Annotated in this window: 4 protein-coding genes; all 4 read left to right on the forward strand. The window is 67.0% G+C overall.

The window, feature by feature from the left end; genetic code table 11:
- Positions 1-505 precede the first annotated feature (505 nt).
- Positions 506-1,786, forward strand: a complete 1,281-nt coding sequence (locus PGN12_10120) for an EAL domain-containing protein (protein MEH3104248.1) — start codon at positions 506-508, stop codon at positions 1,784-1,786.
- A gap of 161 nt (positions 1,787-1,947) precedes the next feature.
- Positions 1,948-3,606 (forward strand): hypothetical protein, encoded by a 1,659-nt coding sequence (locus PGN12_10125; protein MEH3104249.1) that lies wholly within the window; start codon positions 1,948-1,950, stop codon positions 3,604-3,606.
- A gap of 62 nt (positions 3,607-3,668) precedes the next feature.
- Positions 3,669-10,775, forward strand: coding sequence for a filamentous hemagglutinin N-terminal domain-containing protein (locus PGN12_10130; GenBank protein ID MEH3104250.1), 7,107 nt, complete (start codon positions 3,669-3,671; stop codon positions 10,773-10,775).
- Positions 10,776-10,792: 17 nt separating this feature from the next.
- A complete protein-coding gene (locus PGN12_10135) occupies positions 10,793-20,143 on the forward strand; it encodes a YDG domain-containing protein (protein ID MEH3104251.1) in 9,351 nt (3,116 codons plus the stop codon).
- The last annotated feature ends 5 nt before the right edge of the window (positions 20,144-20,148 follow it).

The following is a 20,148-nucleotide window of genomic DNA, read 5'->3' on the forward strand; positions in this document are numbered from 1 at the left end:
CGATCGAGAAGTGCTTGGATGTACGTGCCGCTCTAGAAACTTAGTCAAAGCAACAACTTGGGATTCTGAAAGTCACTGTTGCATGATCGACAGGATTGCCGCAGGATCCGGAGTTCTGCTCATTCATCCTACATGGTGAAATTGCTTTGTGAATCCTTCCGGCAGCAATTAGAGACGCTCGAACTGATTCCGATCAAGTTTGCGGGAGGGGGCGTCGAAAGTGTCCTCTTGCACCGTGACATCTACCGGTCAACGCCGGGCATCTGGCGGCAAAATACTGACATTCAAAGGTAATTTTGTCTGCGGTCGCGCTTACGACAACATAGTTAAAATATGATGTGTCTGAATATTGAATTGAGTGGGGCTGGTAAAAAAATATCCAGCAACTTCAAAATCTACTCACAAATGAGCTATTGAAAAAATTACAAACTTGCTCGCAAGTATAATTATGTCTAGGTCATCGTCTGCGTGATGACCTGACAGGCATCCCGCGGGGGAAGCGGGCATGATGGAAGTGGGGTGGCAGAATATGGTTCGTGCGATGGCGCGAACCTTCGGCCCGGGCCTGAGTGTCCGTCATGCCAATGCGACACCGATCCGGCTTACTCTACGTATCTGTAATTACGCGCATATCGCTCATGCCTATGGCGAAGATGTCGCGGAGGACGTCGTCGCGGAATTGTCTCGGCGACTTGGTCTGGCACTGCCCTCGTCGGCGCGAATCGCGCAGCGGCCGAATGGCATTCTGCTCGCGACCTTGGGGGATGACCTCGAACTTGCCGATGACGTCATTGCCGCGCTCATACTGGCGTGGTTCCCGACCTTTTGCTCGGCGGTGATGGGAAGCCCGGTGGAAACCCGGGCGGGGCGGCTTTGTGTCTGGCTCTCCGGAGACTGGGACGTTTCGACCTGCCAGAACGGCCGGCTCTTCGCCTTCGGTGGGCATCCGGTCGAAGATTCGATCGAGGCGGCGGCGCACTACCGCGCCGACATGGAACTCGCCGCCGACCTGATGCCGCTGCTGCTTCCCGACGCGACGGTGAAGATGAAGGATGGGCGAGGGCTGTTCCTCTACTGGCAGCCGATCGTCGACAGTGGTCCCGGTTCGACGCTCTATTATGAGTCGCTGCTGCGTCCCTGCGGTCGCGATGGTGCCTTCCAGTCGTCGGAAACGTTGATGCGCGCGCTCGAGCGCCTTGGCTTCGCCTGCCTGCTGGATCGCTATGTCGCCTCGGCGGTGCTCGACGAGCTCGAGGCGACGCCCGACGTCACGCTGGCGATCAACGTTTCCGCGCAAAGCCTCGCTTGCGATCATTGGTGGGGCGAGATCGACGCGCGGTTGCGGCGGCGTCCGGATGTCGCGCGGCGGTTGGTGTGGGAGATTACGGAGACGACGCACGTCTTTGATCTCGCTCCGGCGGTCGCGCTGATCGAAACCTTCAAGTCGCGCGGCTGCAAGGTGGCGCTCGACGACTTCGGTGTCGGCTTCGCGTCCATCCAGCAACTGCGGCTGTTCTCGCCCGACATCATCAAGATCGACAAGCTTTATCTCGGTCGGGCGATGGAGACGCAGCAGGACGGCACGATCTTTCGTCGGATCGTCGGACTCGCCCGGTCCTTCGGGGCCGAGGTCGTGGTCGAGGGCGTCGAGACGCCGATGCAGGCCGAACTGGTGCGAACGACCGAGGCGAACTGGCAGCAGGGTTTCCTGGTGGGTGTTCCGTCCGCCGAGCGTCCCTGGCGGCTTCCAGACAGCGCCGTCGTCCTTCGTCTGCAGGGGGCGTGATGCGATCCGCGGCCCCGGCACCATCATTTTCCGCTTTATCGACCAAGGCTTTCGTTTTGATGCTTCCCCAACGCCCGGCACGCCCCCGATCGATCCGTTGCCGGATCACCATAGACGGTCTCGCACGCGCGGCGCTGCCGATCGCCTTCGGCTTCGTTCCGATGGCCAGGGCGCAGGCGCTGCCGCCGCAGATCGTGCCGCCGACGCTCGATCCCAACCGGGTTCAGGACAATATCGCGCGCGCTCCCGAGCCGGTGCCCGCGGCGCCGCCGGTGGTGCAGGCCGCTCCCGAACAGGTCGCGCCCGAGGCGGCGGCGGCCACTCGCTTCGCGTGGACCGAGGTGCGGATCGAAGGCGCGACCGTCATCCCGGTGGCGCGCCTGATGCGCGAGTGGAAGCACGCGCCGGGGGAGGAGGTCAGCGTCGAGGACGTGTTCCGCTTCGCCAATGCTGTGACGCGGGTCTATGCGAAGAAGGGCTTCGCGCTGTCGTTCGGGGTCGTCCCGCAGCAGCAGATCAAGGACGGCGTGGTCACGCTCCGCGTCGTCGAGGGCTTCGTCGACAGGATCGACTTCACCGGCGACAAATTGCCGCGCGGGCTGCTCGGGCATGGTCCGGTCGCGGGGATCGCCGACCGCATCCGCCGGTCGCGGCCGCTGCGCAACGCCGATCTCGAGCGTTATCTGCTGCTCATCAACGACGTGCCCGGTGTGGCAGCGCGCGCGACGCTGTCGCCATCGCCCGACGTGCTCGGCGGCTCGATCCTGACGATCGACATCACGCGCAAGCGACGCTCGATGGACGTCGGCTACAACAGCTTCATGCCCAAGTCGCTGGGCACCCATGTCGTCGGCGGCACGGTGGAGGGCAATGCGCTACTGACCGGCGGCGACCGGCTGCGGGTCGGGGCGTACCAGAGCGTCACCAGCGACGCCTACTGGAACGTCGCGGGCGATTACGCCACCGTGCTCGACCACGACGGGCTCTCGCTGTCGGTGTCGGGCAGCTATGCGCACACCCGCCCGACCACGCCGCTGCTGCACCTGCTCGGCTATCAGGGCAGCGCGACCACCGGTCGCGTCGCGCTGAGCTATCCGGTGATCCGGTCGCGCACGCAGAACCTGTCGCTCGAGGTCGGGGCGGCGCTGGCGCATACCGATTCCGAGTTGCTGGGGCGTGCAGAGTTGCGCGACCGGTTGCGCTCGACGGTCACGGCGCTGACCTACGACGTCACCGATGCGCATCTGGCGGCGAGTTCGCTACGCCTGGGAATGGAACAGGGCTTCAAGCTGTTCGGCGCGACCGCCAACAGCCGCTTCAACGGGCGGCTCGACTATCTGTTGCTCACGCTGGAGGTGCAGCGGCTCCAACCGATCGCGCGCCTGGGCAGCGGGCAGATCTCGACGCTGATCGCCGCGCAGGGGCAGGTTTCGGCCAAGGGGCCGCTCTATAGCTCGGCGGAGTGCAGCTACGGCGGCCGGCGGTTCGGGCGGCGGTTCGATTCCGGGTCGATCGTCGGCGATCAATGCCTGCTCTCCAGCATCGAGCTGCGCTGGAGCATGCCGGCGTCGATCGCCGGATTGCCGGTGGGATTGCAGGCTTATGGCTTCGCGGACGCCGGGCGCGTCTGGCAGCAGGGGCGCCTGCTGCCCGGCGAACGGCGCGAGGAATCGGCAGCCTCGGCGGGGCTGGGGCTGCGATTGAGCCTGACCGACCACATCAGCGGTGGGATCGAGGTGAGCCGGATCATCAAGACGGTGAAGGGCAGTTCGCTGGATCGAAGTCCGCGGCTGCTCGGCAACGTTTCCTTCCGCTTCTGAACGCCGGCCGGGGACAGGCTCCGGCCGAGACATGAAACGACTGACTGGCAAGGTTTGACGCGATGACGAACAGGGGCAAGCGCTGGCACAGCGGCGTAAGCGGGATTGCGATCACGGTGGCCGCCGGGGCGCTGGTGTGCAGCGCCCCGGCGTTTGCGCAAGTCACGGGCGGTCAGGTCGTCGGCGGTCAGGCGACGATCGCCGGGCAGGGCACGTCGCAGACCACGATCACGCAGACCAGCGATCGCGCGATCCTGAACTGGGACCGCTTCTCGCTGGGCGCGGGCGACGTCGCGGTCTTCCAGCAGCCCGATGCCCGTTCGATCACCGTCAACCGCGTGATCGGTGGCGATCCCTCGGCGATCATGGGGTCGATCAAGGCCAATGGCCAAGTGGTCCTCATCAACCGTAACGGCGTGCTGTTCGGCAAGGGCTCGCAGGTCGACACCGCCGGGCTGATCGTGTCGACGCACGACATTGACGCGACCGGATTTTTGCGCGGCGATTCGCTGCTGCGCTTCACCGATGGCGGCAACGACAAGGCCGAGGTGGTGGTCGAGGGCCGCATCACGATCCGCGACGCCGGCATGGCGGCGTTCGTGGCGCCGCACGTCCGCAATTCCGGGCTGATCCAGGCCGATATGGGCCGGGTGACGCTGGCGGCGGGCAAGGGCTTCGGGATCGACCTGTATGGCGACGGGCTGGTCCGCTTCGCCGCGTCGGACGCGATCACCGGCACGCTGAAGGATGCGCAGGGCCAGCCGGTGAAGGCGCTGGTCGAGAATGACGGCACGATCGCGGCGCGCGGTGGCAAGATCCTGCTGACCGCGACCGCCGCGCGCGAGGTGGTCAACGCCTCGGTCAACGTCGCGGGGATCGTGCGCGCGGACGCCGTTTCGTCACAAGGCGGGGTGATCACGCTGTCGGGATCGGGCGGGATCACCACCGAGGCGAGGTCGGTCATCACCGCGGCGGGCGCGACCGGCGGCAGCGTCACCGTCGCGGGCGGCGCGGTCGGGCTGGGCGGCGCGATCGACGCCTCGTCGACCGGCGCGCACCAGACCGGCGGCAGCGTGGCGGTCAGGTCCGACAGCCTGTTGTCGCTGGGCGGCAGCGTCACCGCGACGAGCGCACTGGGTTCGGGCGGCAGCGTCACCTATCAGGCGGCGCGCCTGTTCGAGAACAGCGACGGGCGGACCGACGTGTCGGGCCTGATCGACGGCGGCACGATCCGCTCGATCATCACCGACACTGCGATGACCTCGGGCCGCTATGCCGCCGACGGCCTCTATGGCCTGGGCGGGCGGATCGACATGACCGCGACCGATTTGCGGCTGCTCAGCGCGGACGTCACCGCGACCGGGCGTGGCGGCGGCGGTCTGGTGCGGATCGGCGGGGCGTTCCAGGGCGGCAAGACGCCCGACACCGCGCAGCCTTATTACGAGAGCTTCGTCGGCCGCTGGGGCGACCTGCCCGCGCTGGCCACGGCGGGCCATGCCTTCGTCAACGACGGCACGCGGATCGACGTGCGCGCGAGCAAGGGGCAGGGCGGCACGGCGGTCGTCTGGTCGGACGCGCAGACCACCTTCATGGGCGCGATCGACGCGCGCGGCAGCGGCGCGAAGGGCAGCGGCGGCGCGGTCGAGCTGTCCTCCGCGCAGGACCTGCGCCACGTCGCGCTGGACCGGGTGGCCACCGGCGGCGGCAACCTGCTGCTCGACCCGAAGAACATCATCATCGGCGACGCCGCGCAGGCGCAGTCCTGGGCGTATCAGGGGATCATCGGCAAATGGTACGCCCTGCCGGGCATTGCGCAGCTGGAGACGAACGACCGCTTCGGTGCGGCCGTCGCGCTCAACAGCGATGCGACGGTGATGGCGGTCGGCGCGCCGGGGGACAGCGGTTCGCTCAACCAGTCGACGAATGCGGGTGCGGTCTACCTCTTCGGCTTTACCGACACCAGTTTCGGCGGCGCGGCGCTGAAGGGGATTATCGGTGTCGGCTATACCGGCGGCACCAATTACGACATGGCCCAGTCGCTCGACCCGAACGACGAATTCGGGTCCGCGGTCGCCCTGAATGGCAGCGCGACCGCGCTCTACGTCGGTGCGCCGGGTGACGATGGCCGGGGATATTCCGATGCTACGGCATCCGCCGCCAACAAGGATCGCGGGGCCGTCTACAAATTCAACGTGGGTTCCAACGCGAATATCACTCCGGCCTATCTTTGGGGCGGGTCGAATTACGGAGGCAATTACAACGGGTTCACCAGCTCCAATGTCGTAGATGGCAGTTCCAATCCCTTGCTCAACGCCGGCGACGCGTTCGGCAGTGCGGTCGCCATTTTCAATGACGGAAAGGTCATGGCCGTCGGTGCGCCGAAGACCGACTATGTCGACGCCGACGACAGCACGAACAACGCCACCGACGTGGGTGCCGTCTACACCTGGTCCGGGATGGATTCGGGTGCCGGCAGCCTGACCGGATATATCGACAGGGCCAATTTTCCTCTTACTTATACTAGGCCGAGTTTGACGAGTGGCACGGCTTTCGGTGGGGCCGTCGCCTTGTCCGGTGACGGAAAGATACTGGCGATCGGGGCGCCCCACTATACGAGTCTAACGCCAGCGTCGGTCAACAATTCTGGCGCCGTCTTCCTGATAAAATCGAGCGACGCGACCTATTCGGCAGCGACGGGCGCGCCGACGTTCGGATCCTTTGTCGCAGCGATACCACAGATCGAAAACGTTGCCGGAAAATATGCGCGGCTTGACGTCAAATTCCGTGATGGGGGACAGGTCGGCGCGGCGGTTGCCCTGAACGCGGCGGGAAACAAGCTATTCATCGGCGCACCCGGTCTGGGCGATCCTGCCGCCACGGGATCGGGCAGTGGACGCGCCTATCTGGTCAACGTGCGACCCGACTTGCAATTAACGGACTTGGAGGGTGGCACAACGGTCAGCGGTACTGCCGCCTGGATCGGCCGGGGGAACAGTAATGGATCCGGGAATGACGGCAACAGGCTCGATCTTCAGGACCTGAATTTCGCCGACAGCATCAGCGGGTATACAGGCAGCAACTTTGGCGCGGCGCTGGCGCTCAGCGGGGACGGTTTACGGCTGGCCGTGGGAACGCCGGGCGACAAGGGCGCGCTCGCGGACGCAAGCGGCTCCGGCGCAGTTCGGCTGTTCACCCTCTCGTGGAGCGATTTTGGTAGGTACTCCGGCGGCATCACGCAGGCGGGCACGATCGGTCGCGGCTATAATCGCGCGCTGCCCGCGCTGGAGGGGTTGCGGGGCATCGGCGGACTGACCGGCTTCCTGGACGCCGACGACAATTTCGGTCGCGGCGTCGCGCTCAGCCGCGATGGCAAGGCCATGGCGATCGGCGCGCACCACGATTCCGGTCCGCTCAATGCCACCAGTCATACCGGCGCAGTCTATCTCTTCACCTTTGCGGATACGAATTTCGGCGGATCGGCGCTGCAGGGGATCATCGGCAAGGGCTATACCGGCGGCAAGAACGTCAATGTCGCCGCGCTGGATGCGAACGACGAATTCGGTACGTCGCTGGCGCTGAACACCGACGGCACGCGGCTGGCGGTCGGCGCGCCGTTCGACGACGGCCCCGGCGCCGCCGGATCGAACGACTATGGCGCGGTCTATCTGTTCACCTTCACCGATACGAATTTTTCCGGCGGCGCGCTCGCGGCGACGGTCGGCAGCAACTATTCCGGCGGCAACAATCTGGGCGGCCCCTCTCCCTATCGCACGAGCGACTGGTTCGGGAGCGCGGTGGCGCTGAACGGCACCGGCAACCAGCTGGCGGTCGGTGCCTATCAATATGACGGCATCAATAATAACAGGACCAACGCCGGCGCGGTCTATCTGTACAATTTCGGGGAAGCCAGTGGCGCCTTCACCGGTGGCTCGCTGGCGAAGACGATCACGGTCGACGGTGACCTGGATCCGACGGGGGGTGTCGGGGCCGCGCTAGGCGCCGGTGTCGCGCTCAGCTCGGACGGCAGCTTCCTGGCGATCGGCGCGGTCGCGAACGGTGGCTACAACGGATCGCTGAGCGGCGGCAATGCGGGGGCCATCTACACCTATTCGTTCGGCGCCAACTTCACCACGCCGACGAAGAAGGGGACGATCGGCTATAATTTCGGCACGGACGGCGCGCGCGGAACGTCGGTGACCGGCATGACGGGCGGCGGCTGGTTCGGCCAGTCGGTGGCGGTGAACGCCACCGGCACCGTGATGGCGGTGGGCGCGCCGTTCACCAAGAGCGCCAGCGGCACGACCACCACAGGCGCCGTCTTCCTCTTCACCAAGAGCGGTTCGAGCACCGGGCCGGAATGGACGCAGACCGGCATCCTGGGCGCGGGGTATACGAGCACCGGGAGCCTCGACGTTGACGGTCTGGAGGCGAACGATACCTTCGGCACGTCGGTGGCCCTGAACGGCACCGGCGACCGGATGGTGGTCGGCGCGCCGACCGACAACGGCGCCGGCAACGCCCTCACCGGATCGGGTGCCGCCTATCTGTTCAGTTTCACCGACGCCGCGTTCAGCGGCCCGACGCGAAGCGCGGTCTACGGAAAATATTACGACGCCAACAGTGCCGTCGCGTCCTCCACCGACAATTTCGGCTCGTCGGTCGCGTTGAATGCCAGCGCGACGCGCATGGCGGTGGGGGCGGTCGGCGACGACGGATTCTCCAACGGCTATACCGACGCGGGTGCGGTCTATCTCTTCGGGTTCAGCGACGGCGGCTTCAACGGCGGCACGCTGCGCGGGATCATCGGCAAGGGCTATACCGGCGGCAGGAACTTCGATGTCTCGGCGCTGGAGGCGTCGGACAATTTCGGCAGCGGCGTCGCGCTGAGCGCGGCGGGCAATCTGCTGGCGGTCGGCGCCAGTGGCGACGACGGCAGCGGCAACGCGTCCAGCACCAACAAGGATTATGGCGCCGTCTACCTTTTCAGCTTCAGCGATAACGACTTCAGCAATGCGATGCAGCGCGGCGTCATCGGCAGCGGCTATACGATCGCCGTCGCCGGGCTGGATATCGGCGACCGGTTCGGCAGCAGCGTGGCGTTCAACGCGGCGGCCGATCGTCTGGCGATCGGCGCGCCCCTCGAGGATGGCAGCGGCGCGGGTTCCACCTCCGCCGATTATGGCGCCGTCTATCTGTTCGGCTTCGACCAGTCCGATCTGACGACGCCGTTCAAGACGCCGTCACTGCTGGCGACGATCGGGTCGGGCTATGGCGGCAGCGGCAGCGCGGGCAACAATCTGGGCATCGGCGTGACGGGCGCGGTCGCCGGGGCGCAGTTCGGCACCGGCGTCGCGCTGAATGCGACGGGGGACCGGCTGGCCGTCGGTGCGCCGATCGAAACCGGCGCGAGCCTGCTCCAGACCGGTGCCGCCTATCTGTTCGGCTTCACCTCCGCCACCGACTTTTCCGGCGCGTCGCTGATCGGCAAGCTGGGCAACGGCGAAGCCGGCGCGAACAAGGTCACGCTGTCGCAATATGACCGGTTCGCGACCTCGGTCGCGCTCGACGCGACCGGCGATCGCCTCGCGGTCGGGGCGCCGACGCGCACCGGCGAGACGACGGGCGGCGCGGTCTATCTGTTCCGGTTCGACGGGACGTCGGCGTTCCACGGCGTCACGCTGAACGCGACCGCGGGCCGGATCGTCGGCTCGACGCCCAATATCCCGATCGTCGGTGGCACCGCCCGCAACAGCTTCGGCAGCGCGGTGGCGCTGAGCGCCGACGCGACGCGGCTGGCGGTCGGCGCGGTCAACGACGTCGACGCGACCGGTAACAGCTTCGGCAGCGGCACGGTGTGCCTGTTCACCTTCGCCGACAACAAGTTCGCCGGCGGCGCGCAGGCGGGGACGATCGGCAAGGGGTATAACGACAAGAACATCGATATCGGCGGGCTGCTCGATCAAGGCGACCGTTTCGGTTCTTCCGTCGCGCTCAATGCCGATGCCACCCGCATGGCGGTGGGGGCGCCCGACGATTCCGGGGTCGCCAACGATCAGGCATCGACCGGCGCGGTCTATCTGTTCAGCTTCGCGGACGCGAGTTTCAGCGGCGGCGTGCTGCAGGGGATCATCGGCCGGGGCTATACCGGTGGCAAGAACGTCAGTCTCACGGCGCCGGACGGCGGCGATGCCTTCGGCACCGGCGTCGCGCTGAACGGGGCCGGGGATCGTCTGGCGGTCGGTGCGCAGGGCGACGATGGCGCCGGCATATCGCCGGGCACCGCCGACAATAATTACGGTGCGGTCTATCTCTTCGGCTTTTCGGATACGAATTTTTCCGGCGGCACGCTGAAGGCGCGGCTGGGCAAAGGCTATACGGGCAGCGGCTATGCCGGCAGCCTGGCGGCGGACCGCGATATCTCCACGCTGCGCGCCGGGGAGAATTTCGGCGGCAGCGTCTCGTTGAACGCACAGGGAAACCTGCTGGCGGTCGGCGCGCCCCAGAACAAGGGTTCGGACGGAACGGGAACCAGCCTCGGCGCCGTCTATCTGTTCAGCTTCACCTCGACCAACGGCGCCACCGGTTTCTCGGGAGGGACGAAATGGTCGACCGTGGGCAAGGGCTATGGCGGCATCGACAACAACGTCGAAGTGTCAACCCTCGGGCCGTCCTACAAGTTCGGCTCTTCGGTCGCGCTGAATGCCGCCGGCGATCGTCTGGCGGTCGGCGTCACCGGAGACGATGGTCAGGGTAACACGACCGGCGATTACGGCGCGGCATACCTCTACAGCTTCGACAATTCGGTCAGCACGAACCTTTTCAAAAGTGGGTCGCTGACGGCGAAGCTGGGCCTGGGCTATGCCCCGACGGCGTCGGCGCTGAAGGACGTCAGCATCGACGGCCTGCAAAGCAATGGCGGGTTCGGAACGTCACTGTCCCTGAATGCGCAGGGCAACCGGCTCGCGGTCGGTGCACCGACCTTCAACGGCGCCGACGGTAGCGGCAACAGCCTGTCGCAGACGGGCGCGGTCTATGTCATCGATTTCATCGACGGCAACTTCTCGGGCGGCTCGATCCAGGCGCAGTTGGGCAAGGGCCTGAGCGGCGGCAACACGCTCAATGTCCCGGCGCTGGAGGCGAGCGACGGTTCGGTTCGGCGGTCGCGCTGAACGCGGTCGGCAACCGGATGGCCGTGGGGGCGATGTACGACGGCGGCGCGGCCAACGTCTCCAGCCAGAGCGGCGCGGTCTATCTGTTCGGCATCGCGGGGTCGGACGGCGTTTCGCTGAACCAGACCTATGCCCTGACCCCGGCCGATACCGTCACGGTCGGCGCGGCGGCCATCTCCGCACAGCTCGCCAGCGGCACCGCCGTCACGCTTCAGGCGTCGAACGACATCACCGTCAACAAGCCGATCACGGTGTTCGGCACGCCGTCCAGCGTCGGGGCGCTGACCTTGCAGGCGGGACGGTCGATCCTGCTCAATGCCAGCATCACGACGAAGGGTGGCAACGTCGGTCTGATCGCCAACGATCTGACCAGCTATGGCGTGATCCCCGAGCACCGCGACGCGGGCAGGGCGGTCATCACCATGGCCGCGGGCACCGCGATCGACGCGGGAACCGCCGGCAATGTCAACATCGGAATGCTTAGTGGTGTCAGTTCCAGCAATCTGCTCGGCGATATCACGCTGAACTCGATCACCGGCAAGGCGATCCTGATCACCAGCGGAATCAACTACAGCGGCAATGCCATCATCCTCAACAGCGGCGCCAGGCTGACCGCCAGCGATACCGGTTTCGCCCTCGACCTGATGGCCGAGAAGCTGACCAACAATGCCGGCGCGGCCGCGCTGTCGGCGCCGAATGGTTACTGGCAGGTCTGGACGAATTCGCCGACCGGTGATTATGTCAACGGACTGCCGTTCGACTTCAAAACCTATAACGCCGCGCAGCATCTGGTTCAGGATGCGGGCAAGAACGGGCTGATTTACCTGGGCGCGCCGACGTTGACGGCGACACTGGGCGCGGTCACCAAGACCTATGACGGCACGACTGCGGCGACGCTGCCCGCGGGCGCGGTGACCTGCACCGTCTGCGCCTTCACCGGCGATGCGGTCACCGGCTATGGCGCCGACACGATCACCGGCTACACCTCGACGACCGGCACGTTCAATTCCAAGGATGTGGGGGCGGGCAACAAGACCGTGACCTTCCGCAAAGCGGACGTTGCAATCACGGCCACCAGTAACGGCAAGCCGGTTTACGGTTACAGGCTGTCATCGAACCTGCAGAACACCGGCAGCACGATCGCCACCGCGCCCCTGTCGGTGACCGCTACCGCGGCGTCGAAGACCTATGACGGCACTGCCTGGTCGGGCGGCAACGGCGTGACCTATGCCGGCTTCGTCAACGGCGAGACCGACGCCGTGCTGGGCGGAACGCTCGGCTATGCCGGCACGGCGCAGGGCGCGACGAACGCGGGCAGCTATGCGATCACGCCGAATGGCCTGACCAGCAGCAATTATGCGATCACCTTCGTCGACGGTGCGTTGACCGTGAACAAGGCGGCGCTGGCCCTGGTCTATACCGCCAACGCCGCGACCTCGGTCTATGGCGCGACACCGGCGACGCTTGGCGGCACCGTGACCGGCACCGGCTTCGTGCCCAACGAAAGCGTGACCGATCTGGGCGGGGCCGCCGTGTGGGCATCTCCCGTCGCTACGACGAGCGCCGCCGGGACGTATGGCATTACCGGCAGCGGGGTGACGAGCGGGAATTATACGATCACCGCCAGTCAGGCGGCGGCGAACAGCTCGGCCTATACCGTCACCAAGGCGGCGCTGACCGTAACCGGCGATACCACGACGCATGTCTATACCGGTGCGGCACAGGCCAACGGCTTCACCACCAGCGGGCTGGTCAACGACGACACGGTCACCGGCGTGTCGGGTCTGGCATCCGGCACCAACGCCGGCACCTATGCCGACAGCCTGTCGGCGGCGACCGGCACCGGGCTGTCGAACTATACGATCGCTTACACCAACGGCGCGCTGACGATCACCAGGAAGGCGCTGTCGATCGGGGCGCCGACGATCGCGGACAAGGTCTATGACGGCACGACCGCGGCGGGGACGCTGACGGTGGGGTCGCTGAGCGGTCTGGTCGGGAGCGAGACGCTGAGCGTGAGCGGCGCGGCGGCGGCGCTGTCGTCCAAGGATGTCGGCAGCTATACGACGACGGTCGGGTATACGCTGAACAACGGCAGCGGGAGTGCGAGCAACTATACGCTGGCCGCGAGCACGGGGGTGGCGGCGGCGATCACGGCCAAGGCGCTGACGATCGGCGCGCCGAGCATCGCGGACAAGGTCTATAACGGCACGACCGCGGCGGGGGTGCTGACGGTGGGGTCGCTGAGCGGGCTGATCGGCAGCGAGACGCTGAGCGTGAGCGGCGCGGCGGCGGCGCTGTCAAGCAAGGATGTCGGCAGCTATACGACGACGGTCGGGTATACGCTGAACAACGGCAGCGGGAGTGCGAGCAACTATACGCTGGCCGCGAGCACGGGGGTGGCGGCGGCGATCACGGCCAAGGCGCTGACGATCGGCGCGCCGAGCATCGCGGACAAGGTCTATAACGGCACGACCGCGGCGGGGGTGCTGACGGTGGGGTCGCTGAGCGGTCTGGTCGGCAGCGAGACGCTGAGCGTGAGCGGCGCGGCGGCGGCGCTGTCGTCCAAGGATGTCGGCAGCTATACGACGACGGTCGGGTATACGCTGAACAACGGCAGCGGGAGTGCGAGCAACTATACGCTGGCCGCGAGCACGGGGGTGGCGGCGGCGATCACGGCCAAGGCGCTGACGATCGGCGCGCCGAGCATCGCGGACAAGGTCTATAACGGCACGACCGCGGCGGGGGTGCTGACGGTGGGGTCGCTGAGCGGGCTGATCGGCAGCGAGACGCTGAGCGTGAGCGGCGCGGCGGCGGCGCTGTCAAGCAAGGATGTCGGCAGCTATACGACGACGGTCGGGTATACGCTGAACAACGGCAGCGGGAGTGCGAGCAACTATACGCTGGCCGCGAGTACGGGCGTTGCGGCGAAGATCACGGCCGCGGCGCTGTCGATCACCGGCGCGGCGGCGACGAGCAAGACCTACGATGGCAATATCGTAGCCGCGCTTGTGGGAGGCTCGCTCTCGGGCGTGGTCAGCGGCGAAACGGTGAACCTGTCGATCTCGGGCGCCAGTGGCACGTTCGCGGGCAAGGATGTCGGCATCGGCAAGGCGGTGACCGCGACCGGCTATACGATCTCCGGGACGGCCGCGGGCAATTACACGCTGGTGCAGCCGACCGGCCTGACCGCGGACATTACCGCAAAGGCGCTGACGATCACCGGCACGACGATCGCCGGCAAGGCCTATGACGGCACCACCACCGCGGGTACGCTGACGCTCGGCATGGTGACCGGTTTCGTTGATTCGGAAGCGGTTACCGTGACCGGGACAGCGGGGGCGCTGTCGGACAAGAACGCCGGCACTCGCACGGCGAGCGTCAGTTATGCGCTGACGGGCGGCACGAACGGCGGGCAGCCGGACAATTACACGCTGGCCGCCGATACGGTGACGACGACCGTCTCGCCCAGGGCACTATCGATCAGCGGCACGACGCTGGCGAGCCGCGAATATGACCGGACCACCACGGCGGGCGCCGTGACGCTGGGCACCGTGACCGACTGGGTGGGCAACGAGCGGGTGACGGTCACCGGCACAGCGGGCGCGCTGTCGAGCAAGAACATCCGCGACAATCCGACTGCCACGGTCAGCTACGCGCTGATGGGCGGCACGAACGGCGGGCAGCCGGACAATTATACGCTGGCCAGCCAGACCGTCGGTCAGACGCTTACGCCCAAGGCGCTGACGATCGGCGGTTCGTTCACCGCGCAGAACAAGACCTATGACGGCACCACGGTCGCGGCCATCGACACCGCCGGGCTGACGCTGGCGGGCAAGATCAACGGCGACGACGTCAACCTGAACGTCAGCGGCGCGACGGGCAGCTTCGACAGCAGGAACGTCGCGTACGACGGCAGCGGCAATGTCATCGCGCGGACGGTGACGCTCAGCACGTCCGGGTCGATCACGGGTGTCGATACGAGCAACTACAGCTTCTCGGCGAGTGCGCCGACGGCGACGGCGAAGATCACGCCGCAGGCGCTGACGCTGACCTATACGGCGGATGCGGCGCAATCGGTCTATGGCACGACGGTTTCCGCGGTGTCGGGCACGGTGTCGGGCAACGCGTTCGCCGCGGGCGAGGGCGTCGCCGACCTCGGCGGCAGCGCCAGCTGGACGACGCCGGTTACCGCAACGACCGGGGTCGGGCATCATGCGATCGCCGGTTCGGGGCTGACCAGCGGGAACTATACGATCATCGCGCAGCAGGCGGCCGGCAATGCCACCGCTTATGAGGTGGCCAGGGCGGCGCTGACGGTCACGGGCGACCGCGGATCGTCGATCTACAACGGCGCGGCGCAGACCAATGGCTTCACCACGAGCGGGCTGGTCAACGGCGACAAGGTGACGTCTGTGTCGGGTCTGGCATCGGGTACGAACGCCGGCATCTATGCCGACAGCCTTTCGGGGGCGAGCGGCACCGGGTTGTCGAACTACACGATCGCCTACACCAACGGCGCGCTGACGATCGACAAGAGAGCGCTGACGCTGACCTATACCGCGGCGGCGGCGACCTCGGTCTACGGCTCGGCCCCGGCGAGCGTCACGGGCAACGTGTCCGGATCGAACTTCGCCGGCAATGAAACCATCGCCGACCTCGGCGGCAGCGCCAGCTGGACGACGCCGGTTACCGCAACGACCGGGGTCGGGCATCATGCGATCGCCGGTTCGGGGCTGACCAGCGGGAACTATACGATCACCGCGCAGCAGGCGGCCGGCAATGCCACCGCTTATGAGGTGACCAGGGCGGCGTTGCGGGTCACCGCGACCGACGCGAGCAAGACCTATGACGGGCAGGGCTATTCCGGCGGCAACGGCGTATCCTATCTGGGCTTCGTCAACGGCGAAACCGACACCGTGCTTGGCGGCACGCTGTCCTACGCCGGCACGTCGCAAGGGGCGGTCAACGCGGGCAGCTACGTCATCACGCCGAACGGCCTGACCGCCAGCAATTACGCGATCACGTTCGTCGACGGTGCGCTGGTCGTCGGCAAGGCGGCATTGACGGTCACGGCGAAGGATGCGTCGCGGACCTACGACGGGCAGTCGTGGTCGGGCGGCAACGGCGTCGATTACAACGGCTTCGTCAACCACGAGACGGATGCGGTGCTCGGCGGCGCGCTGTCCTATGCCGGCAGTGCGCAGGGGGCGGTCCGGGCCGGCCGATACGGCATCGACGTCAGCGGGCTGACGTCGAACAATTACGCGTTCACCTATGTCGGCGGGCATCTGGTGGTCGATCCCCGCGTCGTGGCGCTGACCGGCCGGCTCACCGCCACCAGCAAGGTGTATGACGCCGGCGTCGTGGCCACGGTCGACACCACCGGGTTGAGATTGTCGAACACGGTCGCGAACGACGATGTGCAGCTGAATCTCGGCGGCGCGACCGGCACGTTCGCCGACAGGAACGTCGGTACGGGCAAGACCGTGACGTTGAGCACGGCCGGGGCGCTGACCGGCCGGGATGCGGGCAATTACACCTTCATCACCACGGCCGCGCCGACCGCGACCGCCGACATCACGCCGGCGACGCTGGCGGTGTCGGGTGTCACGGCGGCCAGCCGCACCTATGACGCGACGAGAGTGGCGCGCCTGTCGGGTGGGTCGGTGACCGCGCTGGGCAGCGATGCGGTGAGCCTGTCGACGTCGGCCGCCAGCGGCACGTTCGCGGACAAGAACGTCGGCGTCGGCAAGGCGGTGACCGCGACGGGCTATACGATCTCGGGGGTGGATGCCGGCAATTACACGTTGGAGCAGCCGACCGGGCTGACGGCGGACGTTATCAAGGCGAGCCTGTCGGTGACCGGCGTGAGCGCCGCGAGCCGGATCTATGACGCGACGACGGCGGCGAGCCTGTCGGGTGGGTCGGTGACCGCGCTGCGCAGCGACACGGTGAGTCTGTCGACCTTGGCCGCGAGCGGCACGTTCGCGGACAAGCACGTCGGGACCGGCAAGGCGGTCACGGCGACGGGCTATACGATCTCCGGGACGGACGCGGGCAATTACACGCTGGCCCAGCCGACCGGGCTGACGGCGGACATCACAAAGGCGAATTTGGCGGTGACCGGCGTGAGCGCTGTGAGCCGGGTCTATGACGCGACGACGGCGGCAAGCCTGTCGGGTGGGTCAGTAACCGCGCTGCGCGGCGACACGGTGAGCCTGTCGACCTTGGGCGCGAGCGGCACGTTCGCGGACAAGAATGTCGGCAGCGTCAAGGCGGTCACGGCGACGGGCTATACGATCTCCGGGACGGACTCGGGCAATTACACGCTGGTCCAGCCGACCGGGCTGACGGCGGACATTACAAAGGCGAATCTCGCGGTGACCGGCGTGCGCGCCACGAACCGGGTCTATGACGCGACGACGGCGGCGCGCCTGTCGGGCGGGTCGGTGAGCGCGCTGGGCAGCGACTCGGTGAGCCTGTCGACCTCTGCCGCAAGCGGCACGTTCGCGGACAAGCATGTCGGCACCGGCAAGGCGGTGACGGCGACGGGCTATGCGATCTCGGGGACGGACGCGGGCAATTACACGCTGGTGCAGCCGACCGGGCTGACGGCGACCATCACGCCGATGGCGCTATCGGTGGCGGGCGTGACCGTTGCCGACAAGGTCTATGATGCGACGACGGCGGCGACCGTCTCGGGCGGTTCGGTCACCGCGCTGGCGGGCGATGCGGTCACGCTGGTGACGTCCAATGCCAGCGGTGCGTTCGCCGACAAGAATGCCGGCGTGCGCAAGGCGGTGGACGTCTCCGGCTTTGCGCTGTCCGGGGCGGACGCCGGCAATTACACCTTGCTGCAGCCGATCGGTCTGGCCGCGGCGATCAACGCGCGCACGCTGAGTGTCGCGGGCAGCTTCTCCGCACAGTCCAAGGTGTACGACGCCACGACGAACGCCGCGGTCGACGCGCGCGGCCTGAACCTGCTGAACGCCGTCGCTCGGGACGATGTCCGATTGAACCTGCAAGGCGCGAGCGGCACGTTCGCGGACAAGAACGTCGGCAGCAACAAGGTCGTGACGCTGAGCCTTGCCGGGGCGCTGGCCGGCGTGGACGCCGCCAACTACCGCCTCGCGACGGCGACCGCTTCCTCGACCGCGGCGATATCGCCAGCGAGCCTGGCGGTCACCGGCGTCGCCACGATCAACAAGGTCTACGACGCGACCGACGTCGTTTGGCTGACCGGCGGCTCGGTGCAGGCGCTCGGTCGCGACGCCGTGTCGCTGGTGACCGCAGGCGCCTCCGGGAGGATGAACGACAAGAACGTCGGTACCGCCAAGGCGGTGACGGCGACCGGTTATGCGCTGAGCGGGGCGGACGCGGGCAATTACGCGATCGTCCAGCCGGTCGGCCTGACGGTCGATGTTGCACGAGCCGGTCTGATGGTGAGGGACATGACGATCACGAAGAAGACCTATGATGCCACCGCCGGGGCGACGGTGGCGGGCGGCAGCGTGCAGCCGCTGGGCGGCGACGACGTCCGTCTGAACACGTCGGCAGTCGACGCCCGCTTCGCCGACAAGAATGCCGGCAGCGGCAAGGCGGTGCGGGTCAGCGGCCTCACGCTGACCGGGACGGACGCGTTGAACTATGAGGTGCTCGCGCCGACCAACCTGGTTGGCGAGATCGAACCCGCCCGGCTCGCGGTTGTCGGGGCCGGAGCGCAGGGCAGGGCCTATGATGCGAGCACGGTCGTCGGCGTGTCGGGCGGCAGCGTGACACCCCTCGGCAGCGACATCGTCTCGCTGAACGCCACCCACGCGGTGGGCGCGCTGGCCGACAAGAATGCCGGCGCCGGCAAGACCGTAACCGTGTCGGGCTTCACCCTATCCGGTGCCGACGCGGCCAATTACACCGTGGTCCAGCCCGGCGGAATGACGGTCGACATCACCCCCGCGAGCCTTTCCATCTCCGGGATCACGGCAGTCGGCAAGGTCTACGACGGCAGCACATCGGTCGCGCTGACCGGCGGGATGGTGACCGCGCTCGGCCCGGATATCGTCGCCTTGGTCACCACCGGCGCAACGGCCAATTTCGACAGCAAGAACGTCGGCGCGAACAAGGCGGTGACGGTGTCGGGTTACGCCCTGACCGGTCCCGACGCGGGCAATTACAGCCTCGTCCAACCGACCGGGCTGACGACCAGCGTCACGCGCCTGGCAAGCGTCACCTGGACGGGCAAGGGTGACGGCAAGAACTGGTTCGATCCGGCGAACTGGGCGGGCGGCGCGATACCCGACGGAAGTAACGTGGCGGACGTCGTGCTGCCGGCGGCGACGAAGCTGACGTTCGACAGCACGCAGCAGGTGTCGATCGACCGCCTCGTCACCTCGCCCGATGCCGATACCGTGCCGAGCGGCACGGACACGGTGCTGGATCTGCTGCGCGGCAACCTCGTGGTCGACAAGGACCTGACCATCGACACGCTGGTACAGCGCGGCGGCGGGCTGACAGGTGCCGGCTCGGTCACGGTGCTCGACAGCTTCACCCAGACCGGTGGTTCGATCGTGATGAAGGGCGACGTTTCCGTCTATCAGGGGAGCGGCGATCTGGAGACGCTGTCCGTGTCCGGTCGTGACATAACGCTGACCGGCACGCAGGCGGTGCGCGTGCGTGACACGAATGCCTCGCGCGATCTGACGATCGTCGCCGGCGGCGATGCGGTTCTGGGTGGTCCGACGAAGGTCGGGCGCAATCTGTCGGTGACGGCGGGGCAGAGCGGCACCGGTGCGATCACGCAGGATCAGTACGTCACCGTCTCGGGCGACGCCGTAGTGAAGTCGGTGGGGGACATCACCCTCAGCAACACCGGCAATCATTTCGGCGGGACCGTCTCGTGCACGTCGACGAGCGGCAAGATCGCGGGGGCGTGCACGTCAGGTGGCGCGATCGATCAGCTGCGTGGGCTGGCGGACAAGATCGTCGGCCGCGCCGCGACGGTCGGCGCGGTGTCGGCGGGGCGTCTCAGCACGTCGACGGGAACGGGCAACCTGGTTGCGGGCGGGCTGGTCGCAGGATCGACCTCCACGGCGGATGTCCTGACGTCTGCCGCCCCGGCTTATGAAGCGCCGGCCAAGGCCGATACCGGACGCGCCAACGCCGGTGCCGCCGAAGTCCTGTCCACCGCACCCACCGGCGTCACGAGTGCCGACGGCGCCGGTCGGATGCTCGCCGATACCGACGCGATGGGGAAGGCCGACACGACCTATGTGACCGCGCGCTTTGACGAAAAGGATGATGGTGCGGCCTATCACCGCGTGCTGCCGCGCGCGAACCTGGGCGATGACGTGTACTACGTCGGCAACTGAGCGAC

The organism is Sphingomonas phyllosphaerae (assembly GCA_036946405.1).
Lineage (GTDB): Bacteria > Pseudomonadota > Alphaproteobacteria > Sphingomonadales > Sphingomonadaceae > Sphingomonas > Sphingomonas phyllosphaerae_D.